27 protein-coding genes and 1 pseudogene are annotated in these 25,614 nt (G+C 69.8%); 24 read left to right on the top strand and 4 right to left on the bottom strand.

The window, feature by feature from the left end; genetic code table 11:
- Window positions 1-124 precede the first annotated feature (124 nt).
- The 7 genes from GD748_RS00465 to GD748_RS00495 all read left to right on the top strand — a co-directional run bounded on the left by GD748_RS00465 (window position 125) and on the right by GD748_RS00495 (window position 6,519).
- A complete protein-coding gene (locus GD748_RS00465; protein ID WP_226920596.1) occupies window positions 125-823 on the top strand; it encodes a type II secretion system F family protein in 699 nt (232 codons plus the stop codon).
- Window positions 820-1,734 carry a type II secretion system F family protein gene (locus GD748_RS00470; protein WP_152193256.1) on the top strand — a complete coding sequence of 305 codons (915 nt, stop codon included), beginning with the start codon at window positions 820-822 and terminating at the stop codon, window positions 1,732-1,734. Before GD748_RS00465 ends, GD748_RS00470 begins: the two co-directional genes overlap by 4 nt.
- A gap of 65 nt (window positions 1,735-1,799) precedes the next feature.
- Window positions 1,800-1,988 carry a hypothetical protein gene (locus tag GD748_RS00475; protein ID WP_152193257.1) on the top strand — a complete coding sequence of 63 codons (189 nt, stop codon included), beginning with the start codon at window positions 1,800-1,802 and terminating at the stop codon, window positions 1,986-1,988.
- A 76-nt stretch (window positions 1,989-2,064) separates the two neighbouring features.
- Entirely contained in the window at window positions 2,065-2,415 is a 351-nt protein-coding gene (locus GD748_RS00480; protein WP_226920845.1) for a TadE family protein, read from the top strand.
- On the top strand, window positions 2,412-2,861 hold the full coding sequence (locus GD748_RS00485; protein ID WP_152193259.1) for a TadE/TadG family type IV pilus assembly protein: 450 nt from the start codon (window positions 2,412-2,414) through the stop codon (window positions 2,859-2,861). Before GD748_RS00480 ends, GD748_RS00485 begins: the two co-directional genes overlap by 4 nt.
- Window positions 2,858-3,307, top strand: coding sequence for a TadE/TadG family type IV pilus assembly protein (locus GD748_RS00490; protein WP_152193260.1), 450 nt, complete (start codon window positions 2,858-2,860; stop codon window positions 3,305-3,307). The genes GD748_RS00485 and GD748_RS00490 overlap by 4 nt, the downstream gene beginning before the upstream one ends.
- Window positions 3,304-6,519, top strand: a complete 3,216-nt coding sequence (locus GD748_RS00495) for a LysM peptidoglycan-binding domain-containing protein (RefSeq protein WP_152193261.1) — start codon at window positions 3,304-3,306, stop codon at window positions 6,517-6,519. The genes GD748_RS00490 and GD748_RS00495 overlap by 4 nt, the downstream gene beginning before the upstream one ends.
- Before the next feature lie 378 nt (window positions 6,520-6,897).
- Here GD748_RS00495 and GD748_RS00500 read toward each other — a convergent pair whose 3' ends face one another.
- A complete protein-coding gene (locus GD748_RS00500; protein ID WP_152193262.1) occupies window positions 6,898-7,287 on the bottom strand; it encodes a heavy metal-responsive transcriptional regulator in 390 nt (129 codons plus the stop codon).
- 78 nt (window positions 7,288-7,365) lie between these two features.
- On the opposite strand from GD748_RS00500, the gene merA reads away from it, so the two are divergent.
- Complete coding sequence (gene merA / locus GD748_RS00505) at window positions 7,366-8,799, top strand: mercury(II) reductase (RefSeq protein WP_226920598.1); 1,434 nt, start codon at window positions 7,366-7,368, stop codon at window positions 8,797-8,799.
- An 83-nt stretch (window positions 8,800-8,882) separates the two neighbouring features.
- Here merA and GD748_RS00510 read toward each other — a convergent pair.
- The 3 genes and pseudogenes from GD748_RS00510 to arsD all read right to left on the bottom strand — a co-directional run bounded on the left by GD748_RS00510 (window position 8,883) and on the right by arsD (window position 11,487).
- Window positions 8,883-9,215, bottom strand: a pseudogene (locus tag GD748_RS00510) (YnfA family protein).
- A 94-nt stretch (window positions 9,216-9,309) separates the two neighbouring features.
- A complete protein-coding gene (arsA, locus tag GD748_RS00515; protein ID WP_152193264.1) occupies window positions 9,310-11,094 on the bottom strand; it encodes an arsenical pump-driving ATPase in 1,785 nt (594 codons plus the stop codon).
- 12 nt (window positions 11,095-11,106) lie between these two features.
- A complete protein-coding gene (gene arsD / locus GD748_RS00520) occupies window positions 11,107-11,487 on the bottom strand; it encodes an arsenite efflux transporter metallochaperone ArsD (RefSeq protein WP_152193265.1) in 381 nt (126 codons plus the stop codon).
- A 102-nt stretch (window positions 11,488-11,589) separates the two neighbouring features.
- Here arsD and GD748_RS00525 point away from each other — a divergent pair, with 102 nt between their 5' ends.
- From GD748_RS00525 to GD748_RS00600, 16 genes are all read left to right on the top strand, one after another.
- Window positions 11,590-11,943, top strand: a complete 354-nt coding sequence (locus tag GD748_RS00525; RefSeq protein WP_152193266.1) for an ArsR/SmtB family transcription factor — start codon at window positions 11,590-11,592, stop codon at window positions 11,941-11,943.
- Window positions 11,944-12,286: 343 nt separating this feature from the next.
- Window positions 12,287-13,711 carry an arsenic transporter gene (locus GD748_RS00530; RefSeq protein ID WP_152194304.1) on the top strand — a complete coding sequence of 475 codons (1,425 nt, stop codon included), beginning with the start codon at window positions 12,287-12,289 and terminating at the stop codon, window positions 13,709-13,711.
- 98 nt (window positions 13,712-13,809) lie between these two features.
- Window positions 13,810-14,520 carry an arsenate reductase/protein-tyrosine-phosphatase family protein gene (locus tag GD748_RS00535; RefSeq protein ID WP_152193267.1) on the top strand — a complete coding sequence of 237 codons (711 nt, stop codon included), beginning with the start codon at window positions 13,810-13,812 and terminating at the stop codon, window positions 14,518-14,520.
- A 17-nt stretch (window positions 14,521-14,537) separates the two neighbouring features.
- The gene (locus GD748_RS00540) at window positions 14,538-14,963 is read left to right on the top strand and encodes an arsenate reductase ArsC (protein WP_152193268.1); all 426 of its coding nucleotides are present in this window, start codon (window positions 14,538-14,540) and stop codon (window positions 14,961-14,963) included.
- A complete protein-coding gene (gene trxB, locus GD748_RS00545) occupies window positions 14,960-15,967 on the top strand; it encodes a thioredoxin-disulfide reductase (protein WP_152193269.1) in 1,008 nt (335 codons plus the stop codon). Before GD748_RS00540 ends, trxB begins: the two co-directional genes overlap by 4 nt.
- A 27-nt stretch (window positions 15,968-15,994) precedes the next feature.
- Window positions 15,995-16,318, top strand: coding sequence for a thioredoxin family protein (locus tag GD748_RS00550; RefSeq protein ID WP_152193270.1), 324 nt, complete (start codon window positions 15,995-15,997; stop codon window positions 16,316-16,318).
- Window positions 16,319-16,584: 266 nt separating this feature from the next.
- Window positions 16,585-18,240 carry an FAD-dependent monooxygenase gene (locus GD748_RS00555; RefSeq protein ID WP_226920600.1) on the top strand — a complete coding sequence of 552 codons (1,656 nt, stop codon included), beginning with the start codon at window positions 16,585-16,587 and terminating at the stop codon, window positions 18,238-18,240.
- A gap of 186 nt (window positions 18,241-18,426) precedes the next feature.
- Entirely contained in the window at window positions 18,427-19,326 is a 900-nt protein-coding gene (locus GD748_RS00560) for a bifunctional DNA primase/polymerase (RefSeq protein ID WP_152193271.1), read from the top strand.
- The gene (locus tag GD748_RS00565) at window positions 19,323-19,748 is read left to right on the top strand and encodes a hypothetical protein (protein ID WP_152193272.1); all 426 of its coding nucleotides are present in this window, start codon (window positions 19,323-19,325) and stop codon (window positions 19,746-19,748) included. Before GD748_RS00560 ends, GD748_RS00565 begins: the two co-directional genes overlap by 4 nt.
- Window positions 19,745-20,647, top strand: a complete 903-nt coding sequence (locus GD748_RS00570) for a hypothetical protein (RefSeq protein WP_152193273.1) — start codon at window positions 19,745-19,747, stop codon at window positions 20,645-20,647. Before GD748_RS00565 ends, GD748_RS00570 begins: the two co-directional genes overlap by 4 nt.
- Window positions 20,640-21,665, top strand: coding sequence for a ParB N-terminal domain-containing protein (locus tag GD748_RS00575; RefSeq protein ID WP_152193274.1), 1,026 nt, complete (start codon window positions 20,640-20,642; stop codon window positions 21,663-21,665). The genes GD748_RS00570 and GD748_RS00575 overlap by 8 nt, the downstream gene beginning before the upstream one ends.
- Before the next feature lie 5 nt (window positions 21,666-21,670).
- A complete protein-coding gene (locus tag GD748_RS00580; RefSeq protein ID WP_193312750.1) occupies window positions 21,671-22,360 on the top strand; it encodes a hypothetical protein in 690 nt (229 codons plus the stop codon).
- 13 nt (window positions 22,361-22,373) lie between these two features.
- Window positions 22,374-23,588, top strand: coding sequence for a M23 family metallopeptidase (locus tag GD748_RS00585; RefSeq protein ID WP_152193276.1), 1,215 nt, complete (start codon window positions 22,374-22,376; stop codon window positions 23,586-23,588).
- On the top strand, window positions 23,585-23,887 hold the full coding sequence (locus GD748_RS00590) for a DUF6112 family protein (protein WP_226920602.1): 303 nt from the start codon (window positions 23,585-23,587) through the stop codon (window positions 23,885-23,887). Before GD748_RS00585 ends, GD748_RS00590 begins: the two co-directional genes overlap by 4 nt.
- A gap of 77 nt (window positions 23,888-23,964) precedes the next feature.
- A complete protein-coding gene (locus GD748_RS00595) occupies window positions 23,965-24,273 on the top strand; it encodes a DUF6112 family protein (protein WP_152193277.1) in 309 nt (102 codons plus the stop codon).
- Between the two features lie 34 nt (window positions 24,274-24,307).
- A complete protein-coding gene (locus tag GD748_RS00600; RefSeq protein WP_152193278.1) occupies window positions 24,308-25,591 on the top strand; it encodes a type IV secretion system protein in 1,284 nt (427 codons plus the stop codon).
- The last annotated feature ends 23 nt before the right edge of the window (window positions 25,592-25,614 follow it).

Genomic DNA, 25,614 nt, shown 5'->3' on the forward strand with positions numbered 1-25,614 from the left:
GATCGGCCTGTCAAGCGCCTGGTTCATCTTCGCCCTGCGCACCCACCACACCACGGCGCGCGCTGGTCCCACGGACAGGTTCTCGAACGTTTCGCGCCGTACATGGCTCCTGCTCGGCGGCGGCGTGCTGACCGGCATCGTGACCTGGCTGCTGACCGGGTGGGTCCTCGCCGTTGCGGCCGTGCCCCTGGCCTTGGTTGGTCTGCCCGTCTTGTTGTCGACGGGCTCGGCCAAGACCCAGATCGCCCGGCTGGAAGCGATGGAGGAATGGACACGGTCGCTGGCCGGGGTCCTCACCGTCGGCGTCGGGCTCGAGCAGGCCCTGATAGCCACACTGCGTTCCGCGCCCGCCCCGATCGCGCCGGAGGTCCACCGGCTCGTGGCGCGGCTGCGCTCGCGGTGGAACACCGAGCAAGCGTTGCGGGCGTTCGCCGACGAACTCAATGACGCCACCGCCGACCTCATCGCCGCGAACCTGATTCTCGGTGTGCGCAGACGCGGCGCGGGCCTGGCGTCGGTGCTCCAGGCGCTGGCCGAGTCCGTCGCCGCGGACGTGCGCGCCCGCCGCCAGGTTGAGGCCGACCGAGCCAAACCTCGCGCCACCGCCCGGTGGGTCACGATCATCTCCGTCGCCGTCCTGACCATGCTCACGTTCTCTGGCCGGTACGTCGAGCCCTACGCGACACCGATCGGGCAGGTGACGCTCCTGGTGCTGGTAGCCGCCTATATCGCCCTGCTCCTGTGGCTCAAGCGCATGGCGACGGGCAAGCCGATGCCCCGGTTCATGACGTCTCTAGCCGATGAACCGGCGGCCATCCCATGAGCACTGGGCTGCTGCTGTTCATGCTCGCCGGCGGGCTGGTCGGCCTGGCCGTGTTCGCCCTGGTCTACGCGTTCACGCCCGCCCAACCAGACCTGTCCGACGCCGTTGCCAGGATCGAACGCAAGCGCACCACACCGCCTGGTGCTGGCGCCACAACGTCACAGGAGTCGGCCTCGCGGACCGTGCGGGTTGGGAACTGGGCGGGCAAGACCCTGCCACCCAACCTGTGGGTGCGCACACCCGAACGCGAGCTGGCCCTGCTCCGGATCTCCCACGACCGGTTCTACGGCGAGAAGCTCGTCTTCGCATCACTGGGCCTGGCCATCCCGCCGGTCCTGACGATGCTGTTCAGTCTCCTCGGCCTTCGGCTGCCGTTCACCATCCCCGTGATCGCATCCCTCGCCCTGGCCGCCGTGCTGTTCTTCATCCCGAACTACAACACGATCGACGACGCGAGACGGGCCCGAACCGAGTTCCGCCACGCCCTCGTCGCCTACATCGACCTCGTCGCCCTCGAGCGCGCCGCCGGGGCGGGACCGCGCCAGGCGATGGAAGCCGCCGCCGAGGTCGGCAACTCCTGGGTCTTCAAGCGCCTGGCCGAAGACCTCGCCCGCTCCCGCTGGTCCGGCGTCCCACCCTGGGACTCCCTCCGCGCCCTCGCGGACGAGCTCGGCCTGGCCGAGCTCAACGACTTCGCCGACATCATGCGCCTGTCCGGCGAGCAGTCCACAAGCGTCTACGCGAACCTGCGCGCCCGCGCCGACGCCATGCGCTCAGCCATCCTCGGCGAACAGCTCGCCGAAGCGAACGCCACCGGCGAACGCATGACCATCCCCGGCTCCTTGCTCGGCGTGGTCTTCATGGGTCTGCTCGTCGCACCCGCCGTCCTGCAGATGCTTACCCGCACCTGACACACCCCACGGGCCCGGAGAACCCGACGTACGTGCCAGAACAAAGAAGCGCAAGGAGAACGAAGATGTCGCACTTCATCACCACCTGGGTCCTCCTGCTGGCCCGGCTGACCAAGCTCGACCACACCGACTCCGAGCGTGGCTCGGTGACCATCGAGCACGTCCTGTGGGCGGTGGCCGTCATAGCCATCGTTGCAATCGTCGTGGCCGCGGTGATGGCATATGTCACGGGCCAGGCCGGCAACATCGCGTAGGCGCCGCCGCGTCCGGCGCGGCGCGCACCCGCGTCCCCGATGGGGCCGCGGGCAGGGCGAGCGCGGCTCAGCCTCGATTGAGCTGGTCATCTTGCTGCCCATCCTGTTCGCCCTGATGTTCCTCGGCATGCAAGGCGCCCTGATCTACCACGCCCGTTCGGTCGCCCTCGCGGCCGCCAGCGAGGGCGCCCAGACCGCCGCCGTCGAGCACGGACAGGCATCCGACGGGATCGCCGCGGCATCCGCGTTCCTCGCCGACGCGGGCGGGGACCGGGTACTCGACGACGCGTCGGTCACCGGCGCGCTCAGCGCGACCCAGGCCACCATCACCGTCACTGGGGCATCGCTGAGCGTCGTGCCCGGCTGGACCCCGCAGGTGGAGCAATCCGCCTCGGTCACCCGCGAACTCCTCTCGGAGGAGCCATGAGACGTCTCCGTGGGTGGCGCGCGCGTGCCCGTGATGACCGTGGTTCGGCAGCGATCGAGACGGTCATCGGTATCCCTGCCTTCATGCTCTTCGTCGGCCTGATCATCTTCGCCGGCCGCACCGCCGTCGCCCACCAGGCCGTCGAGCAGGCCGCGTACGACGCCGCCCGGGCAGCGTCCATCACCCGCACCACCGCGACCGCGGACGACGCCGCCCGCCAGGCCGCGTCCGACACGCTCGCCAACCAGGGCCTGCACTGCGCGACGACCAACATCACGGTCGACACCAACGCCCTCGCCGTCGAGGTGGGGTCCTTCGGCACGGTCACCGTGGAGGTGGCGTGCCTGGTTGACCTCTCCGATCTCGCCGTCCCTGGCGTCCCCGGCACCCACCTGGTCAGCGCTGAGGTGGCCTCACCAGTCGATGCGCACCGGGAGCGCGGATGAGACGGCCACTTCGCCTACTTGCACACCACAACGTCGAGTCGGAGCGCGGGTCGGTCAGCATCTGGCTGGCCCTGTCCACGTTCGTGATGATCGTGCTGGTCGGCCTGGTCGCCGACCTCGGTGGCCAGCTCCACGTCCAGCAGCGTGCTCGCGACATCGCCACCCAGGCCGCCCGCGCCGGCGGTGACCGGATCAGCGGGTCCGACGCTGTCCAGGGCCGCAGGGTCACCGTCGACGTCGCCCACGCCAGGTCCGCCGCGCGCGACTATCTCGCCGCCGCGGGCGTTGACGGGACCGTCACTATCGAGAACGGCACCACGGTCAGCGTCGCGGTGCACGACACCTACGACACTGCGTTCTTGTCCGTCATCGGCATCGACGGCCTCGACGTCACCGGTACTGCCAGCGCGCGGGTCGTCCGCACCCTCGGAGGTATTGAGCGATGACCATGACTCGACGCCGCCTCGCGGGCCTGCTTGCCACCATCGCGATTGCCGCGTTCGTCGTCGGTGTGCCGTTGGTGCTGTGGTGGGTCCAACCGTATGCATGGACGACGTCCTTCGCAGAGCTGCGCACCAGGGCGTTGATGCCCGATGACGGGACTCTTATCGTCATCGTCGCCCAGCTCGCCGCGTGGCTCGCGTGGGGCTACCTGACCTGGGGTCTGCTCATCGAAGCGTTCTACCGGGTGCGCCACCTCGAGCCGCCACGCCTGCGTGGCTTGACCCTGTCCCAGGCCACTGCCCGCCGGGTGGTCGACGTCGCCGCGCTTCTGTTCGTCACCGGAACCACGATCGCCCCGCTCGGCGCAACACCGGCCTACGCCGCGACCACGGTGGCTACTCAGCAGAGCGACCACGTCACAGCAAACCTCGCCCCGGCAGACGGCGCCACGACAACCATGACCGCTCCGACCGAAGGTCCGCCGCCGGCCGCTCCAGCGCCGAGGGAGCCGGTCGAGACGGTTGCGTTCGAGTACACCGTCAAGCGGGGCGACTCGCTGTGGAAGATCGCCGAGAAGTACCTCGGTGACGGACGCCGCTACACCGAGCTTGCGACCCTCAACGCGCGGCTGCTCGGCAACAGCCCTGGCTTTCTCGAGCCCGGTTGGATTCTGCGCATACCCGACGAGGCGAAGGCCGCGACAGCGGTCCAGAGCGACGACACGGACACGTACATCGTCGAGCCCGGCGACACCCTCTCCGAGATCGCCGCCGACGAGCTCGGCGATGCCTCCCGCTACCCGGAGATCTTCGACGCCTCCACCGGCACCATCCAGCCCGACGGCGATCGGCTCACCGACCCCGACCTCATCCGCCCCGGATGGGAGCTCACCACACCCGGTTCAGCGATCGCCGAACCACCAGCCCCTGCCAGTCCCACCGTCGAGGGCACCGTCGACGAAGAGTCCACGATTGAGGACGGGGCGGATGAGCCGCCTCCCGAGGACGCGGACCCGCGCGAACCAGTACCCACGGAGACCGAGGCCCCGTCCACACCTAAGCCGGCGGTCACTGCATCGCCCGATGCGAGTGGTGCCCCAGAACCCGAGACGGCCGGTGAGTTCGCGGGCGGATCCGCTGCGGCGGACAACGACGAGGAAGCCGCGCCGAGCTGGCTCGTACCTGGCCTGACCGGCGCCGGGTCGTTCCTGGCCGGCGCACTGCTGCTGACGATCCGCGCCCGCCGTCGCACCGCCGCCCGATTCCGTGAGACGAGCAAGATGCTCCCGCCGCTGCCACCGGAGCTGCAGCCCGTCGCAGCAACCGCCCGCGTGGCCGGCGAAGCCACCGCCGAGACGATCCACGCCGTCGACACGATGCTCGTCACCCTTGCAGGAACATGCGCCGACCCCGCGCTCCACCCGAAGATCGTCACCGCCGACCTCTCGAGCGACGACGTCGTGCTGCACCTCGCCGAACCCGCCACCCTCCCCCCGCCATGGACCGGCGGCGACACGACGTGGTCCACACCGATCGACCCCGCACCCGAACAGGTCGACGAGGCCCCGTACCCGCTGCTCATCCCCGTCGGCCGCAGTCCCGACGGCCGGATGCATCTGGTCAACCTCGAGCACCTCGGCGCCCTCGCCGTCCACGGCGACACCGAACCCGCCGAAGCCTTTGGCCGGTACATCGCGTGTGAGGTCGCGCTCAACCCGTGGTCCGCCCGTGCACGCGTCTACGCTGTCGGCACCGGCGAAGAACTAACTGACCTGGACCCGCTCCGGCTCCGCTACTTCCCGACCGCAGACACCGGAATCCAGCAGATCGTCCGCACTGTCAGCGTCGACGGCGTCCTGGACTACGCCCCCGACCAGTACTTCCTGCTCCTGGCCAAGACCACCGATGAGCCGGTCCGTGAACTCTGTGCCGCGGTCGCTGCCCATCCCACACGAGCCGGAGTGGCCGTCGTCACTCTCGACGGCTGCACCACAGGCATGGTGCGGGCAGAGCTGACCGGCAACGGCCGGCTTCTCATCGCCGCGTTCAATATCGACGTCGAAGCGCCCGGGTTGACGAGCGAAGAAGCCCTCGCCTGCGCACAGATCGCCGCAACGACCGAGCAGATCGCCAGCGTGCCCATCCCTTTCGACGACGAAGCAACCGAAGGATGGCGGGCACGCTCGAACCTCGCCGGTGCACTGCGCCCCGAGCTCGTCGGTGATCGCCCCGCCGATGTCACCGAGCCAGCCGGTGACCGCTCACTGCTTCCGGCCGCAGCAGCGGAGTATGCGGCCGTCGCACCCGTCACGCTCGACGACGTCACCGTGCTTGCACCCGTCGTCCGAGAAGAGGTTGCAACACAAATCGAAGACGGTCAGGTGCACCTCGACCAGGATCTCGCCGACTTCGCCGACGACAAGTCCCCGCGCCCAAAGCTCTGGGTCCTCGGACCGATCACCGCAAAGACGAGCGGCGACCGCAAAGCCGTCATGTACCGCGACCGAAAGCTCCTCGAAGCGTTCGCATACCTATCGCTGCACCCGAACGGCTTCACCAAAGAGCAAGGTATCGACGCCGGGCTCGCCAAGGAGAGCAGGTTCCACACTGCAATGACCGAGCTGCGCACCTGGCTGGGCGAGAACCCCCGCACCGGGGAGCCCTACCTTCCAGATGCTCGCCAGTCCCGAGCAGCGCGATCCGCCGGCGGTCCTCGGTACCAGGTCGACGACGCCCTGTGCGATCTCGACCTGTTCTGCCAGCTCCGCAACCGTGCCGCAGCCCGAGGCGGCGAGGACGGCATCACTGACCTCGTCACCGCGCTCGGCCTGGTCACCGGCGTACCGTTCACACGCGACTGGCCTGACGGGTTCACCTGGTTGGAAGAGGGCGAACGCACCGACCACATCATGACCATCGCCGTCCTCGAGGTCGCCTCCACCGTCATCGCCCACGCGCTGCGAAACGCAGACCTGCCGCTCGCCCGCGCCGCCGCCGAGGTCGCACACAAGGCCGCACCAGACGACGAACAAGCCCGCCTGGACCTCATCGCCGTCGCCGCCGCCGAAGGGCACGGCGACCTCGCCGCAGCACAGCTCCGCGACGATGTCATGGACCGCACCGACGACTACCGCAGCCCCGTCGAGCCCCCCGAACGCACCAAGCAAATACTCTCCACCAATCGCGAAATGCGCTCTGCCCGAAGCAAGTCTTGATGACCCCTCCGGGGATGACTCCCTCGTGGTTCGTGGAAGTCGCCTGCCAGGTTGCGGTGAATACTGCAAGCAGCTCACCGACAGCGTGCAGGCCGCTTCGCTCATAACGGGCTCGCTCGCACCTTTCCTCAGGGCGTAGGAGCTCAGTCGCAATTGTGATCGTCGTCGAGCCAGCGGTTCCGGGTCGCGTCCCCCTATGTCGGGTCCTTGCGGAGGCGGAGAGCGACCCACAACCCGCACCGTCGGCAGATGTATGCGGGTTCTCGGCCAAGTGCATGAAGCGAAGTGCGCGGCCGGACTCGTCCACAGCACGAGCAGCGCAGCTCATCCTCTTCGGCCATCTCTTGATGGTGCCAGGCGCTCAGGCCGGATGGCGCTTCAGAGGTAACGGCAGACGTCGGCGGATGAGCAATCGGCTGGGTTCCCAGCGACGGCGTCGTCTCGGAGGCGGGTGACGGCGGTGCGCAGCTCCTGGAGCTGGGCGATCTGTGCGTCGATGTCCTCGAGCCGGGTGGTGAGAACGTCGGTGACGTGCCGGCAGGGCGGTTCGCCGCCGTCGCGGATCTGAAGGATCTGCCCGATCTGGGCAAGAGTGAGGCCGGCCGCCTGGCCACGGTGAATAAAGTTCAGGCGCCCGAGCACCTCGGGGCCGTAGTCCCGGTACCCCGACGGGGTGCGGTCCGATGGTGGCAAGATTCCGACGTCTTCGTAAAACCTCAGCGTCTTCGTCGTCGTCCCCGTCGCGTGCGCGACCTCACCGATCCGCATCGCTTTCGCCCTCTCGCTTGACCTTCCAGTGCACTGGAAGGTCGATCCTAGTTCCGAGACGCACAAAAGGAGCAGATGGTGGTCGGAACAGAACGGTATGACCTCGCGGTGATCGGGTCCGGCGGCGGGGCGTTCGCCGCGGCGATCCGCGCGACGAACCTGGGCAAGCGGGTCGTGATGATTGAGCGCGACACCGTGGGCGGCACGTGTGTGAACACCGGCTGTGCGCCCTCCAAGGCACTCCTGGCCGCGGCCGAGGCCCGGCACGTCGCCCTCGACGCAACCCGGTTTCCCGGGATCGCAACGACCGCGGGACCGGTGGACATTCCCGCTCTGATCGCCGCCAAGGACGACTTGGTCGGTGCGATGCGCTCGGAGAAGTACCTCGGCCTCGCCGCGGATTACGGCTGGGACCTGCACCACGGCGACGCGCGCTTCGCCGGCACGCCCGCCGACCCGATCCTGCAGGTCACATCCCCCGACGGGACCGCGGAAACCGTGAGTGCCGAGCACTACCTCGTCGCCACTGGCTCCACCCCCTGGGCGCCACCGGTCGACGGGCTCGAGCAGGCCGGCTACCTCACCTCCACGACCGCCATGGCACTCGACCACCTCCCCGAGACCCTGCTCGTCATTGGCGGCGGGTACGTCGCCCTCGAGCAGGCCCAGCTCTTCGCCCGCCTCGGCTCGCGAGTGACGATGCTGGTCCGTTCGCGCCTGGCCTCTCACGAGGAACCCGAGACCTCCAGCGCGCTCATGGAGGTCTTCGCCGACGAGGGGATACGGGTGGTCCGCCGAACCGTGCCCACCGCGGTGCGCCGGGACGAGAGCGGCGGGGTCGTGGTCACCGCCACGGTCGCCGGCAAGCCGGAGGAGTTCCGGGCCGCCGACCTACTGATCGCCGCCGGCCGGCGCCCGGTCACCGAAGGGATCAATCTTGAGGCGGTGGGTGTGCGGACCGGTGATCAGGGCCAGGTCCTCATCGACACCTCTCTGGTCAGCTCGAACCCGCGGGTCTGGGCCGCCGGTGATGTCACCGGCCACCGCGAGTTCGTCTACGTCGCCGCCTCACATGGAACCCTCGCCGTCGACAACGCCTTCACCGGGACCCGCCGGGAGGTCGACTACCGCCACCTGCCCCGGGTCATCTTCACCACCCCGTCCATCGCCGCCATCGGGATGACCGACAAGCAGGCTCGCGATGCCGGGATCCGGTGCGAGTGCCGCGTCCTGCCGCTGGAGTACGTGCCCCGCGCGCTGGTCAACCGGGACACCCGTGGCTTCGTCAAGATCGTCGCTGACTCCGCGACCGGCCGGATCGTCGGCATCACCGCCGTCGCCAAGGACGCCGGCGAACTCGCCGCCGCCGGTGTCTACATCCTCGAAGCAGGCATGACCGTTGACCAGGTCGCCAACCTCTGGAGCCCCTACCTGACGATGTCCGAAGGCCTCAAGCTCGCCGCCCAGTCCTTCACGACCGACGTCACCAAACTCTCCTGCTGCGCCGCCTGACCAGCCGCCCCTGGGGTGCGACCCCCTCGTCGCATCAGGGTCTGGGACTGTCTCTCTAAACGGACGGTGGCCGTGGCGGGCGGTCAGCTGGGTCGCCGTGCGTACATGATGACCGCGACGCCGGCGTGGCAGACGAGGGCGCCGGTGACGTCCCACCGGCCGGGGCGGAAGCCGGCGACGAGCATGCCCCAGCCGAGGGAGCGGACGACGAACACGTCACCGTAGGCGGGAAGGACGCTACCGAAGTTGGCCTCGGGCTAGAACGTCGCGACGAAGCCGTACAGGCCGAGAGCGATGGTGCCGGCGCCGATCCAGATCCAGCCCTTGTGCTCGCGGACGCCCTGCCAGACGAACTAGGCGCCGCCGATCTCGAAGAGCGCGGCGATGACGAAGAGCACGATCGAGCGCAGTGGCATAGCGGTCCCTGTCGGTTTCGTAACATACGCTGCTGCGTCGTCGCTATTCGGCTTCCTGCGGGTTGCCGCCGCTCGCTCCCGAGGCCTTCTTGCTTCAGATGGTGGCGGGAGCGGCGGTGGTTGTCAGGGCCGCCAAGGCTGGAACGCCGACGGGTTCGCGGGCCAGCAGCGGGATGAGGGCGCACCGGTGTGACTCCTCGACCAGGACCTTGGCGATCTCGGCACGTTCGTTCTCGGCCCGGCGGCGCAACAGCAGGTCGCTGGTAGTCGCGGCGGTGAGGGAGTTGTTGACGACCCATGCCCAGGGTTCGATGCCGGCGCGGCGCAGGTCCGCCTGCAGGCCCTCGGCCTCCAGGACCGGGGTGGCCTCGGGGAGGGTGACGACGACGACCTTGGTGTAGTCGGCATCCTGCAGCCGCATCATCGGCGTGGTGTAGGCGCCGCCCTGTCCCATCTGGCGTACGACATCGCGGTGGTAAGACCCGGTCGCGTCGAGCAGGAGCAGGGTGTGCCCGGTCGGGGCGGTGTCCATGACGACGAAGCGCTGCTTGGCCTCGTTCACGGCACGGGAGAAGGCCTGGAAGACGGCGATCTCCTCGGTGCACGGTGAGCGCAGGTCCTCCTCCAGGGCGGCGCGGCCGGCGTCGTCGAGGGTGGCGCCCTTGGTCCGCAGCACCGTCTCGCGGTAGCGCTCGGTGGCGGCCACAGGGTCGATCCGCGACACCTCGAGCCCGGGGACAGTGCCGGCGAGAGTCTCGGTCAGGTGCGCGGCGGGGTCGGTGGTGGTCAGGTGCACGTCCAGGCCACGCCCGGCCAGGGCGACGGCGACCGCGGCGGCGATCGTCGTCTTGCCCACACCGCCCTTACCCATGAACATCACCAGACCGTGGTCGGCGCGGGCGAGCTCGTCGACCAGCGCACCCAGGACCTCGGCCCCCGCGGGGATTCCGACCGGACGGGCGGGCCCGTCGTCGAGGGCGTCGACGTCGACGCCGGGCTCGAACAGGCTGCCCAGCGCGTCCAGGCCGACCATGTTGTCGCCCTTGAGCGCCAGCACGTCGGTCGGTAGGTCGCGCAGCGCGGGCGGCAGGTCCGCCAGGACCGCCTGCTCGCGCTCGAAGACCGCCGTCGCGAGCTCGTCGGAGCCGGCGGGACGGGGCATGACGGCGTTGACGATGACGTGCTGCTCGCGCACGCCGAGGGCGGCGAGCTCGGCGTGGGTGCGCTCGATCTCAGCGACGGCGGCGCGCTGGGCACGGGTGACCAGCACCAGCCGGGTACGCGCCGGGTCACCGAGCGCGGCGACGGCCTCGGCGTAGACGGTGCGCTGGCGGTCCAGCCCGGCTAGCGGGCCCAGGCAGGAGGCGTCCCCCTTGCCCTCGTTGAGGAAGTCCGTCCAGGAGCCGGGCAGCTGGAGCAGGCGGATGGTGTGGCCGGTGGGAGCGGTGTCGAAGACGACGTGATCGAAACCGGCGACGGCTTCGTCTCCGGTGAGCAGACCGGTGAACTCGTTGAAGGAGGCGATCTCGGTGGTGCAGGCCCCGGAGAGCTGCTCCTCGATGACCTTGACCTCGCTCTCGGGGAGCAGGCCGCGGACCGGGCCCACGATCCGCGCCCGGTAGGCCTCGGCCGCCTGGTCGGGATCGATCTCCAACGCCGAGAGTCCCGGCACGGCAAGTACCTCGGTGATGGTGTTGCCGATGTGCAGGCCGAAGACCTGCCCGACGTTCGAGGCCGGGTCGGTGCTGACCAGCAGCACCCTCTTGCCGTGCCGGGCCAGGTGGATCGCCGTCGCGCACGCCACGGAGGTCTTGCCCACGCCGCCCTTGCCGGTGAGGAAGACGTAGCGCGGGACGTCAAGGAGGAATGTCGGGATCATCGTCGCCCCTTCTCAGCAGCAGCCGGAGCCGCCGCAGCAGCTCTCGGAGTTCTGGGCCAGGGCGAGCTCGGGCCGTCCGGCGGGCACGGGGGCCAGGCCAGCCCACCTGGCGAGCTGGTCGCGGTCGGGGTAGCGACCCGTCATCGCGACCGTGCCGTCCACGAGCACCAGCGGGAGCCCCTCGGAGCCGGAGAGCTGGAGAAACTGCACGACCGCCGGGCGCCCGGTGAAGGCGATCGGCTCGCTCGCAAGGTTGAACCGCTCGATCGCACCGCCCTGAGACCTCAGCCAGTCCAGGTCTGCGGAGAAGGTCACCAGATCCTGGGGGACGTCCGGTCCGCAGACACCGGTGCTGCAGCACATGGCGGGCTCGTAGACCTCGATGGTGCTCATGGATGGAACCTCCGTCGGCGATGAATCGATAGCGATCGATACAGCCCCCACCTTACGGCCACTGTTTCGACGATCGTCAAACCAAGGTCCCATACTGGTCACATGACCGCCCACGCCCTCCCACTTGTCGACATCTCGGCGTGCAGCACGCCCCTGGTCCGAGAACCACTGGCTGCAGCGCAGGCGGTCGAGCTCAGCCGAACCTTCAAGGCGCTGGGCGACCCGACCCGGCTGCGGCTGCTGTCGCTGATCGCCGCCCACGAGGGTGGGGATGCGTGCGTGTGCGACCTGACCGAGCCGCTGGACCTGTCCCAGCCGACGATCTCCCACCACCTCAAGGTGCTCCGCGAGGCCGGCCTGGTCGTCAGTGAGCGGCGGGGGACGTGGGTCCACTACCGCATCGTTCCCGAGGTGCTGGACCGGATCTCCGGCGTACTGGCGGTCGCTGACCGCTGAGGCATGTCCTCGCCGGGCCGAGCCACCCGTACCCGTACTTTGACAGCGGTCCATATAGACCCACTAGTCTCCATATTGACAACTATCGATATACACCGGTGCCAGCGAAGGGCGAGTGCCCTGTAGCGCACAGTGCCGGCCCTCGGCTCGACGACATCCTCTAGCGGCAGCGACGCCCGTCACCACGCGTGGCGGGCGCCGCGCTGTGTCGAGGTGCGTATCGCCCGGGTCAGACGAGAAGGGGAATGCTCGTGAGACTCACAGCAACACCGGCGTGCAAGGCTCTCGCGGCACCATCCTGGCCGTCGTCGGCCGGTCCTACCGACCTGATGGGGGTGTGACCGTGCTGCTCGCCGTCGCCATCTTCGTCGCCACACTGGTCCTGGTGATCTGGCAGCCCAAGGGGCTGGGGATCCGCTGGAGCGCCCTGGCGGGCGCCGGCGTCGCGCTGGCCACCGGCGTCGTCCAGTTCTCCGACGTCCCGACCGTGTGGGACCTGGTGTGGAACGCCACCCTGACCTTCGTCGCGGTCATCATCATCTGCTCCATCCTCGACGAGGCCGGGTTCTTCGAGTGGGCCGCCCTGCACGTGGCCCGCTGGGGCCGCGGCAACGGCAGCAGGCTCTTCAACCTCATCGTCGTCCTGGGCGCCGCGATCGCCGCCGTCTTCGCCAACGACGGCGCCGCGCTCACCCTGACCCCGATCGTGTTCCAGATGATCGTGGCGCTGAAGTTCTCCCCCAAGGCCGCCTTCGCCCTGGTCATCGCGACTGGCTTCATCGCCGACACCACGAGCCTGCCGTTCATCGTCTCCAACCTCGTCAACATCGTCATCGCGGACTACTTCGGCATCGGCTTCGCCCGCTACGCCCTGGTGATGGTGCCTGTAGCCCTGGTCTCCCTCGTCGCGAGCCTCGTCGTCCTTCGCCTGTTCTTCCGCCGTTCCATCCCCGGCCCCTACGACGTCACCGCCCTCGGCGCGCCGGCCGACGCCGTCCGGGACCGCCTGACCTTCCGTGCCGGTGCCGTCGTGCTGGTCGTCCTGTTGGTCGGCTACTTCGTCGCGGACCCCCTCGGGATGCCGGTCGCCGTGGTCGCGGCCGTCGGCGCACTGGTGATCTCACTGGTCGCCGCGCGTCAGCCACGAGCCCTCTTCCGCCGCATCGCTTCGGCACCCGAGGCAGTCCTGGTCGGCCGGCGCACCACCTCGACGACGAGCCCAGCAGATGCCGATGACGCCGCGACCGTGCGGGGCGGCGGTGGCACCGCCGGGCCGCTCATCGACGTGTGGTCGGTCGTGAAGTCCGCGCCGTGGCAGATCGTGCTGTTCAGCCTCGGCATGTACCTCGTCGTGTACGGGCTGCGGAATCAGGGGCTGACCGATCAGCTCGGTCAGGTTTTCGCCGGGATCGCCGAGCACGGCAACGTCGCTACCGCCACCGGGACCGGCTTCCTCGTCGCGGCCATGTCCTCGGTGATGAACAACATGCCCACCGCCCTGATCTCCGCACTGGGTATCGACGCAGCGGGCACCGGCGGACTGACCGAGCAGATGATGGCCTACGCCAGCATCATCGGCGCCGACCTCGGCCCCAAGATCACCCCCATCGGCAGCCTCGCGACCCTGCTGTGGCTCAGCGTCCTGGACCGCAAGGGCATGCACATCGGCTGGCGCACCTACTTCCGCGTAGGCATCGTCCTGACCGTCCCCGTCCTGGCCGTGACCCTCCTGGCCCTGGCCGGATGGCTCACCCTCCTGGGCGCCTGACCACCGAGCGGCCTCTTTCCAGCCTGGGGTGGGGCCGCTGCTCGGCAAGGCGTCGCGCCCTGTTGACCTTCGCGCCCCACTCAATCATCATTGAGGCAATGAGCACTGAGCGAGTTTCGGAGCGGCGGCGCCGGGCGGCGCTGCACGCGGCCCTGGCCGACCCGGCCCGACTGCAGATCGTGGACACCCTCTCCCTGGGCGACGCCGCACCGTCGGAGCTCGCCGAGGCCCTGGGCATGCCGTCGAACCTGCTCGCCCACCACCTCAAGGTCCTCGAGCGCGAGGGAGTCGTCGGCCGCACCCGGTCCGAGGGCGACAAGCGCCGTTCGTACGTCCGCCTCGTCCCTGGTGGGCTCGACGACCTAGCCGCCGGCGAGGTGCGGGCGGTGCCGCGGGTGCTGTTCGTGTGCACCGCGAACTCCGCTCGCTCGCACCTGGCGGCCGCCCTGTGGCTCCAGGCCAGCGAGATTCCCGCGGACTCCGCGGGCACGCACCCGGCCGAGGCGATCGCGCCCGGCGCCGTCGAGAGCGCCCGCCGCCACGACCTGAACCTGCCCGAGGTCCGGCCGCAGCACGTCGACCGCGTGCGGACCGAAGGTGATCTCCTCGTCACGGTCTGCGACCGCGCTCACGAGGAGCTCACCTTTCCCGTCGACGTCCACTGGTCCATCCCGGACCCGATCCTGGCCGGCACCCCCGAGGCGTTCGACCATGCCCTGGAGGAGCTCGACCGCCGCGTCGGCAACCTCGCCCCCCGCCTGTCCCTGCCCGTCAACCCCACCGACGTCGCGGCCGCCGCGACCCGCTGACCCCCAAGGAGAACTCCATGTCCGAGCGCCCCAGCGTCATGTTCGTCTGCGTCCACAACGCCGGCCGGTCCCAGATGGCCGCCGCCTGGCTGACCCACCTCGCCGGCGACGCCGTCGAGGTCCGCTCCGCCGGCTCCGCACCGGCAGACCAGGTCAACCCCGCCGCCGTCAAGGCCATGGCCGAGGTCGGCATCGACATCGCCGCCGAGCAGCCCAAGATCCTGACCACCGAGGCCGTCAAGGACTCCGACGTCGTGATCACCATGGGCTGCGGCGACGCCTGCCCGATCTTCCCCGGCAAGCGCTACGAGGACTGGGAGCTCACGGACCCGGCCGGCAAGGACGTCGACGGCGTCCGCCCCGTGCGCGACGAGATCAAGGGCCGCGTCGAGGAGCTCATCGCCAGCCTCCTGCCCGCGAACACCTCGGCGGGCCAGTCATGAACCCCGAGACCAGCACGCCCGAGGTCCGCGACGTGATCATCATCGGTTCCGGTCCGGCCGGCTACACCGCCGCCGTCTACGCGGCGCGGGCGAACCTGCGCCCACTCGTGTTCGCCGGGTCGATCACCGCCGGCGGGGCGCTGATGAACACCACCGAGGTGGAGAACTTCCCCGGCTTCAAGGACGGCATCCTCGGCCCGGAGCTGATGGAGAACATGCAGGCCCAGGCCGAACGCTTCGGCGCCGAGGTCCGCTACGAGGACGTCGTCTCCGTCGACCTGGACGGTGACATCAAGACCGTCACCACCGACGACGACGAGACCTTCGCCGCCCGCGCCGTCGTGCTCGCCAACGGCTCCGCCTACAAGGAGCTCGGCATCGCCGACGAGAAGCGCCTGTCCGGACGCGGGGTGTCCTGGTGCGCGACCTGCGACGGGTTCTTCTTCCGCAACCAGCACGTCCTGGTCGTCGGCGGCGGCGACTCCGCCATGGAGGAGGCCACCTTCCTGACCCGGTTCGTCGACAAGGTCACCGTCGTCCACCGCCGCGACGAGCTGCGCGCCTCGAAGATCATGGCCGAGCGTGCCATGAAGAACGAGAAGATCTCCTTCGCGTGGAACTCCGAGGTCGCGGCCATCCACGGCCAGGACAAGGTCTCCGGCGCCACCCTGCGCGACACCGTCACCGCTGAGGAGCGCGAGATCGACGCCACCGGCATCTTCGTCGCGATCGGGCACAACCCGCGCACCGAGATCCTTGCCGGGCAGGTCGACCTCGACGCCGAGGGCTACATCACCGTCGCCCACCCCACCACGACCACCAACATCCCGGGCGTCTTCGCCTGCGGTGACGCCGTGGACCACATCTACCGCCAGGCGATCACAGCCGCCGGCACCGGCTGCGCGGCAGCCCTGGACGCCGAGCGCTACCTCGCCGAGCTGGACGAGGCGGGCGAGCCGGCCTCCGACGCATCCCAGACCCCCGAGGGCGCCGTCCTCGTCTGAGGGTGGCCCTAGACGAAGGAGCGAGCCATGAGCAACGTCCCCGCCGTCACCGACTCCACGTTCGAGGCCGAGGTGCTGCAGTCCCTGATGCCTGTGCTGGTCGACATCTGGGCCACCTGGTGCGCTCCGTGCCGACGCACCGAGCCCATCATCGAAGAGCTCGCCGCCGAGCACGGCGACAAGGTCAAGTTCGTCAAGCTCGACGCCGACGCGAACGTCGAGACCGTCACCAAGTACGGCGTCGTGTCGATCCCGAGCTTCAACGTCTACTCCGGCGGCGAGGTCGTCAAGACACTCGTCGGTGCGCAGACGAGGAAGCAGTTCCTCGACGAGCTCGGCGACTACCTGTAGCGCGATCACCCCAGCGGGCGGCGCTGCACGCGCCGCCCGCCGGAGCACCTGAAGGAACAATGTCATCCAAGGGCCTGTCCGGCGCGCTTTTGCCTAACTTGCGAATGCGGCTTCCACCATCCAATGTGCAGCCCTCCTCGCTCTCGCGATGATGACCCTCCCCGGCCACCGCCCCTTCTCTTGCCCCGGCCGCTCCCGCAAACGGGAATGACCATTCGACAGTGAGCAGAGCCCGGTTCTCTCCACGCGGCGCGTAAGTTGGTGGCGTGAGCGTGGGCAATCCAGGCAGCGCGGTGGACGTCGACGTCCTTGTGGTCGGCGCCGGTCCCACGGGGCTCACGCTGGCCGCGGAGCTTGCTCGCAACGGCACGTCGTTCCGGGTCGTGGACCGCAACCTCGACCGTGCCCACGAGTCGCGCGCGCTAGCGATCCAGCCCCGCACCCTCGAGGTCCTCGCCACACTGGGGCTGAGCGAGGACCTACTTGAGCACGGCAATGCGGCCACGCTCCTGCGGATGCACTTCGGACGGCGCACGGTTCCGGTGCGCCTGTTCGACCTCGGACTCGACGACACCGCCTTCCCGTTCCTGCTGTTCCTCTCCCAGGCCGAGACCGAACGCATCCTGGTCAACCATCTGGCCGCCCGCGGCGCACAGATCCAACGCGGGGTCGAGCTGACGGGCCTGCGCGATGAGGCAGGCGCGGTCGTCTGCGGGGTGCGTAGCCCCGGCGGCCGGGAGGAGACAGTCCGGGCGCGGTACGTCGTCGGCTGCGACGGCGCCCACAGCACGGTGCGCCACGCGGCGCGGATCGATTTCCGCGGCGCCGCCTACCCACAGACCTTCGTCCTGTCCGACCTCGAGGCCGACGGGATCGACCCGGGTTCCGCGCACGTGTTCGTCTCCGGCCGAGGCATGCTGTTCTTCTTCCCGCTCGGGACGCCGGCGACCTGGCGGCTGCTGGCCATGCGCCCGCGGGCGGACACCACGCCGGTCGAGCGGCCGGTCACTCTCGCCGAGGTCCAGGCGCTGACCGACGCCTACGCCACCGGCGTGCGGGTGCACGACCCAGTTTGGATGACGAACTTCCAGCTGCACAACCGCGGCGCCGCCCGGTATCGATCCGGACGGGTCTTCCTCGCGGGGGACGCCGCACACATCCACAGCCCCGCCGGCGCCCAGGGTATGAACACCGGCATCCAGGACGCGATCAACCTCGGCTGGAAGCTGTCCCTCGTCGCCGCCGGCATAGCCGCGCCGCGGCTCCTGGACACCTACGAGCCTGAACGAGCACCGGTCGGGCGCTCGGTGCTGCGCTTCACCGACCGCGCCTTCACCATCGCCACCTCCACCGCCGCCCCCCTCCGGGTCGCCCGCACGTGGCTCGCGCCGCGGGTCATCCCGCTCGCGCTGCGGATGAGGCCGGGCCGGGCGACGGCGTTCCGGACCGTCACCGAGCTGCGGATCCGCTACCGACGCAGCCCTCTGTCCGTGGAGGGACCCGGGGCGCCCCGACGCGGCCCCAGGGCCGGAGACCGCCTCCCCGACGCACCGTTGACCACGCCGGCGGGGAAGCCGAGCACGCTCCACGCGCTGCTCGCCACACCCGGCTTCCACCTGCTCCTGTGCGGTCCGCCACGTGCGTGGACCGAAGGCACCACAACCATGCTCGCTGAGCACTACGCCTCCCTCAGCGTGCACTGCCTCTCCCCCCAGCCCACTTCAGGAGTGCTGCACGACCCCACCGGCGTGGTCCTCGACCGCCTCGGGATCGCTAGCCGTAGCACGGCCCACCTCCTCGTACGCCCCGACGGTCACATCGCATACCGCGGCGGGCGCGACCTCCGCGGTCTGCATGCCTACCTGGCGACGTGGATCGGGTGGCCGGAGGTGACGTCTCCGGCGCCTTCGCAGACGACATAACGAGCTCCATACCGGGTGCGATATTCCCGTCCTCCTTCCCAGGCCTGCTCCGCAATCGACGCTCAAGCCCTTTCTGACGGCAACTTCTGGAAGGTGCCTGACCTGCGGTGCGACCACCTTCCATGGCCTGGCAGGTGCCTGGTGTGGTGAGAAGTCTGGTGAGGTTGTCCGAGCATCGTTGCGGGCATGGACACCTCGACCAGGCGGGCAGCGCGCATGGCGGACGCGTTTGCGTCAGCCGCGCTCGTGCCCTCGCTCGGCGACGCCGCGCGCGGCTACGCGCGGGCAGGCGTTCCGGTGCTCCCCTGCGTGCCGGGTGGCAAGCAGCCGCTGACGGCGCGCGGCTTCAGGGACGCCACCACGGACGTCGCACAGATCTCGTCGTGGTGGCGCGATCGACCTGACGCGAACATCGCCATCCCGACAGGGGTTGCCTCCGGTGTCGATGTCGTCGACATCGATCTACACGACGGCACCACGGGCTTCCCAGCGTTCGAACGTGCCCGCCGCGCCGGGCTCGTCACGCATTGGGCATGGACGGTGCGAACACCGTCGGGCGGACTGCACGTGTACTTCCCGCACGCGTCCGGCGTTGAACAGCGGTCCTGGACCACACCAGCGCACATCGACTTCCGCGGCGACGGTGGCTACGTGCTGTGCCCGCCCTCTCGCCTGTTCATCGCCCCGACGCGACCCGCTAGCTATGACCTCGCCGTCGTCGCCGTTCGCGAACCGCGGCCGGTGAACGCCGCTGCCTTGCGCGAGTTCCTTTCCCCGCCCAAGCCGACGCCTCCAGGCAGGTCCGCGCCCACGGGCAGCTCCCGCCCCGAATTCCTGGCGGCGTGGGTCGCTGCACGTCCGATGGGTACCCGCAACGACGGACTGTTCTGGGCTGCGTGCGAGATGGTCCGCCGAGGGTACGACTACGCATCCACCCTCGGTGCGCTCGGTCCCGCCGCACTGCACGCCGGCCTTGGCGAGCGCGAGATCAACACCACTGTCCATTCGGCCTTCCGCCGTGCCGTACCTGAGTCCAGCCAGAGCGGGCCGGGCCGCCTTTTCACCAGTGAGGAGGTAGCGCTGTGAACAGCAACGACTCCAACGAGCACCACACCCACGCGTCGCACGGGCCGACGCCGCCGCCCGGCGCCCCCGTCATAGACAGTCCAACCGGGGCGAGCCAACTGGCCGTGCACGGTGACCCGTCCGTGCGCGAGCAGGCCCAATCATCGCCCGACGTGACTGCCGCTCCCCGGCGCCCGACGGTGACGTGGGTTCACCCGAGCGACCTGCCCCGTGCGGTGGCGATGCCGGCGATCGGCTGGGGTATCGGCCGTGGCGTCGACCTCCAAGTCGCGCTGACTCGCACCGCGCTGCGTGCTCCGGTCAAGGCGGGTGCTGCGCTCGGACGGCGCGCTGCGACAGCCCGCGACGCCCGACGCGACGAACCCGCGAGCCCCATGTCGCCGAGCACGGCGGACGGCGCGAAGGGGGTAGGTCTGCCATGAAAGCCACGGGCGTGACACCTCAGCCGAACGCCGTCTTCCCAGAAGTTGAGGAGCTGCGGCTGCTGCTCATCCGACTGCACCGGCGGCCGGAGTTGTGGCGCTCGGACCCGGCGGCTCTCGGTCTACTGGAGCACTGCAGGATCAAGTACGCACCGCTCGCGCGCAGGTTCGGGCAGCGTCCGGAGGACGCGCGGCGTGTCGCGTTCGAGTTGCTGCGCGCGTTCGGCACCCGGTGGGGGAACGATCCGTGGGGTTCGCTGACCCGCGGCATGCGCATTGCGCTGATGACCGCGCAGTTCGAAGACGCACTCCTGTGCGGGCGCAACCAGGCATCCCACCTGCTGACGAGCAGGTCGCTCAGGGATGTGGCCCGGTTCGGCGAGCACGAACACCTGCAGCGCCACGTGGAGAACACCCTCGCCCTCAACCCGGCCAACAACGACGAGGCCGCACGCCACACGGAGGCCACGGCGGCGTTCGTCGCGGTCGAGAAGATCGTCGGCGACGCGATCTCGGTGCTGGCCGCGTGCGGTTGGCCGGCCCGCGTCGCTGAGCATGCGATCGGGCTGATCGCCGCTCGGCTGATCGAGACCGGGAATCGCCGTCGCGCTCACGAGAACCTGCGCCACGATCGGCAGACCGCGCACATGCTGGGACTCGAGCACGGTTCTTGGTGCGCGCTGCTGACAGCGGTACTGGGCACCCCGGACCTGAAGTGGGAGCACACCGCCAGCGGGCACGGGCTGCTGCGCCGCGTGGCCGGCGGCATGCCGGCCGACGAGGTGCTCCTTGACGTGCGGCTCGTCGCAACGCTCGTCGCGGCCGCACCAGAGCACGACAATCCCACCCCGCGCAGCCACGAACACGCTCACGGCCGAAAGGTGGCTGCTCATGCGTGAGATCCACTTCGTCAACGAGATCCGCGCGATCGAGGACATCACCATCGGCCACCGCTTCCGCCGCGACCTCGGTGACCTGTCCGGGCTCATCGCCTCGATTCGCGACATCGGGCTTCTCAACCCGCCGGTTATCGCGTCCGACGGCGTCCTGCTGTGTGGGGCTCGCCGGCTGGCTGCCGTCCGACAGCTCGGCTGGCGCCAACTCGAGGTCCGCGTCCAGACCGACGTGTCGGCTGGCCTGTCCGCCGTGCTGGCCGAGCAGCACGAGAACGAGCTGCGGTTGGCCTTGGCGCCGACCGAGGAGGCGTCGCTGTTCGCCGAGCTCAGAGAGATCCTCGGCGCCGACGCGCGACACCGTCAGGAGGCAACGCGCTTCGGCGCGGCCGCCGCCCTCGGGGCAGGGGCCGGTGGTGAGGATTCCTCACCACCGCACGAGGCGACGGGAAAGACACGGGAGCACGCCGCCCTGGCCATCACGGGCAAAACGTCGTTCCAACGCCTGGAGCAGATCAACAAGATCCAGCAGGTCGTCGAGGATCCCCACCTACCGCTGGCGGTGCGCAAGATGGCCGAGACCACACTCGACGAGATCGACGCCGGCGCCCCGGTCGACCCGAACTACCGCAAGGTCACCACGGCGGTGCAGCTCGCCAAGGCGACACCCCCGCCGGTCAACGAAGCGGCGAAGGCGTCCGCGGAGGAGATCGCCAAGCTCTCGCGGGAGGCCCTCGAGGTCGACAGGGCACGACGCGCAGAGCACGTGCGTGCCCTGGCCGCCCAGCGCCTGACAACCCGGCCCGTGCGGCGCAGCGTCAAGGCGCTCTTCTACTCGTGGCAGGAGCTCGACGGGTGGACCCAGCACTACGACGTCGAGCAGGTCGCCCGCGACCTCGCCGACCACGAATGGGAGATCGTCCGAAGGGTGCTGGCCGAGTCCGTCGCGTTCCTCGACGCCGTCGCCGAAGCACGCGCAACACTCGCAGCGCACAACTCGCCGGCCATGGCCGAGGCGGGGTGAGGACCATGCTCCGCTCCGCCTCGCCGCGTCCGCGCCGCCGCATGCTCGCCCTGGCCGTCCTGAGCCTGGCTGTACTGCTCGCCGTCGCAACTCTTCTCGCCGCACGGCTCACCAGCGACCTCGGCTCAACTCCCGCCCCGCCACCGCCCACCGCGACGTCGACACCGCGCGTGCCATCCGCCTCGCCCGCACCGGTCCGCGACCGCATCGAGCTCGAGCCGGTGGCCGCCTCGGCAGACCCGCACGTCTTCGCCGGCAACGTGGCTCGCGCGATCTTCGAGTGGGATACCACCGCCGTGCACGAGCTAGGCGACTACCGGGGCCGGCTGCTCGTCCTCGCCGACCCCGCCGGGCACGAGTCGCCGGGCCTCGTGGCAGACCTGACGACGTATCTGCCGACGACGACGGCGTGGGCGCACCTGTCCCAGTACGGCACCCAGCAGTGGCTCGCGGTCACGAACGTCGCCGTGCCCGACCAGTGGACCCAGGCCCTCGCCCAAGCCCCCACCAAATCGGTCGCGCCCGGCACGACTGCCCTGACCGTGACTGGGGCTCGCCATCGTGCCGGGCTGTGGGAGGGCGAGGAAGTCGCCGCCGAGTTCGACGTCGCCTTCACGGTGTTCGTCATCTGCGCGCCCACCTACCCGACCTGCCACCTGCTGCGCCTGTCGCAGCTTGACAACCCGTTGCGATGAGGGAGGGACCGTCATGATCCGCACCCTCGTCATCGGCGCCCTGTTCGCCCTGCTGCTTGGTCCTGCGACCGTCCTGGCCACCGTGACCGCCTTGATCGCGCACGCGGTCGGCAGTTCGTGCGCGACCGCCATCAGCCTCGACGTCGCCGACGTTCCGGACGTGCTGATCACCACCACCAGTGATGGGAGCACGGTCGAGCTGAACCGTACCCAGCTCACCCACGCCGCCACGATCATCCAGGCCGGATCACGGATCGAGGGGGTCGGTCGCGACGGCATCCTCGTCGCGCTCATGGCCGCGTTGACCGAGTCGAGCCTGCGCATGCTCACCAACACCTCGGCCTACCCCCATTCGACAAACTACCCCAACGACGGGAATGGGTCCGACCACGACAGCCTCGGCCTGTTCCAGATGCGCCCAGCCACAGGATGGGGAACCGTCGCCGAGCTCATGGATCCGACCTACCAGGCTGCCGCGTTCTTCGGCGGGCCGACCGGGCCGAACCACGGTTCGCCGCGCGGGCTCCTCGACATCCCCGGGTGGAAAGCCTTGCCCAAAGGAGCCGCGGCCCAGGAAGTCGAGGTCTCCCGCTACCCGCACCGGTACGCACGGTTCGAGCCCGTCGCCGAGCAGATCCTGGCCACACTCACCTCCCCGGCCAGCGGCCGGCCCGAAGCGACGACGGCCGGTACTGCTCCCACCGTCGCGCCACCCGAGGTCACGCGAACGGTTCACCCACTCCCGGCCGGCACGTGGAGTGTGTCGAGCGAGTACGGGATGCGCCGGCACCCGGTGTTCGGGGGCTGGCGGATGCACACCGGCATCGACATGGCCGCAGCCCTGGGCACGCCGGTCCTGGCGGCCGCTGCCGGACGCGTCGTCGTCGCCGAGCACTCCGGCAGTTCCGGCAACCACATCGGCATCTTGCACACCCTCGCCGGGCAGCCGGTCGTCTCCGTCTACAAGCACCTGCGCGAGGGCGGCCGGCTCGTCGCCGTCGGCGATGCCGTCAAAGCCGGGCAGGTGATCGGTGAGGTCGGCTCGACCGGTACCTCCACCGGCCCGCACCTGCACTACGAGATCCGCCCCGGCGGCTTCGCCGAACCCGCCAGCGACCCTTCCTCCTGGCTGGACGCCGCGCCGACCGACGGCGAGGTCAACCTCGACGACGTGCACCGGTCGGAACCACCACAGCCGCGGTGCGCACTGCAGGACGTCGTCCAGTGAACGCCGACCACGCCGTCCTCCTGGCGACGCAGGCCGCGGCCAGGCCCGACTTCGGGGCGGTGGCTGCGGCGAGCGAGCTGGAACGGGTCATCGGCGCGCTGCTGACCATCGCCCTCGTCACTGCGGTCGCGCTGCTGATCGTCTGCGCGATCACCTGGGCCATCGCCGTCAGCGCGGGGTCCTGGCACACCGTCGCCCGCGCCAGAGCTGGCGTACTCGTCGCGATCGGCGGGGCGGCGCTGACTGGCGGGGCGCTCGCCTGGACCAACTGGCTCCTCGACACCGGAACCAGCATCTGACCGCACCTAGTCGACTCCACGGAAGCAGAACTCGAGCGGAACCCTGTCAGAACCGCGTCAGAATTGAGGAGCACGTCATGTTCTCCAGCATCACCACAGCCGCGTTGCTCGCCGGCGTTTCCATCACACCGAACTCATCCGGTCTGCCCGGGATCGAGCAGCTGCGCGCGATCGTCGGCGCGGTCATGACCGTCGGCCTCATCCTGGGGGTCCTGGCCCTGATCATCTCCGCGGTCGTGTGGGCCTTCGGATCGAACTCCTCCAACCCTCACCTGGCCGGCCGCGGCAAGAGCGGCGTCCTGGTGGCGCTCGCCGCAGCCATCATCTGCGGCGGCTCGGTCGCCCTCGTCAACTTCTTCTGGGACGTCGGCCAGGCCGTCGCCTGAGCCACGCACACGACCACAGGCTGGGTGATCACTCGTGAGTGTGTGCGACCTGCCGGTCGTCGCCGCCGTCTGCCAAGCGGCCGACGAGGGCACGAGCAACCTGCTGGCGGGCGGGTTCGCCTGGCTCGCCGACGCCGTCGCCGACCTGGCGTCCTACATGTTCCAGGCGCTCTGGGCCGTCTTCGAGACCACCACGTTCGTCGACATCACCTCCGGCCGCTTCACGAGCGTCTACAACATCCTCTTCGGCATCGCCGTGTTCGTGATGCTCGGCTTCTTCCTCATCCAGGTCATCGGCGGGATGATCCGCCGCGAACCCGCGGCACTGTCGCGGGCGGCGCTCGGCCTGGCCAAGTCGGTCCTGGGCTCGTTCGTCGCCCTGACCCTGATCGCGACGGCACTGGAGATCACCGACCGGCTGTGCGTCGGCGTCGTCCACGCCGCCGGCACGACGATGGCCGAGATGGGCGATCGCCTGACCCTGCTCACCGCCTCCATCGCCGTCGGGGTCGCGGGAGGCCCTGGGGTGTCGATCTTGCTGACCTTGTTCGTCGGGGGCCTGGCGATCGGTGCAGCGTTCATCGTGTGGATCACGCTGCTCGTGCGCAAGGCACTGCTGCTGATCGCAATCGTCTTCGCCCCCATCGCGCTGTCGGGAGCGTCGTGGGACGCCACGCGCGGGTGGGTCGCCCGCTGGGCCCAGTTCGTCCTGGCCCTGATCGTCTCCAAGCTGGTGATGGTCGTCTTCTTCCTGCTCGCCACCGAACAGGTCGCCGCCCCCATCAACTCCGACCTGACCTCGAACGCCGACCCGATCGCCGGCGTCGTGCTGCTCCTGGTCGCGGGGTTCGCGCCCTACCTGACGTACAAGGCGATCAGCTTCATGGGCATCGACTTCTATCACGCCATGAGCACCGAGCAGGAAGCCAAACAGTCCCTCAACCGGGCACTGCCCGTCCCGCCGAACCCGCTGCGTCGCACCCCACCCCAGGTGCTCGACGTCGGAGGCGGCCACGGCGCATCCGGGAGCAGTGCCGGTGGCGCCGGGGCTGTCCCGCCGTCGAGCGTGCGCGCACCGAGCGGAAGCCCCTCCCCTGGTGGTCGTGCCGGCGTGGCCGGAGGCAAAGCCGGGTCGACGGGCGGGGCTGGCGCGTCAAGCGGGGGTGCGGGAGCCACGGCCACGGCAGCGGCTGGTACCGGCGCAGTCGCGGCCGGCGGCGTTGGCGTTGTCGCGAAGGAGACCGCCACCGCCGGCCCGCGCCTCGGCCACACGGTCGCTGGGCAGGCGGGTCAGCAGGCTGACGCGAGCCGGAAGTAGTCGGCACAACACCGGAGGAGACC

The organism is Georgenia subflava, from assembly GCF_009193155.1.
GTDB classification, from domain to species: Bacteria; Actinomycetota; Actinomycetes; order Actinomycetales; family Actinomycetaceae; genus Georgenia; species Georgenia subflava.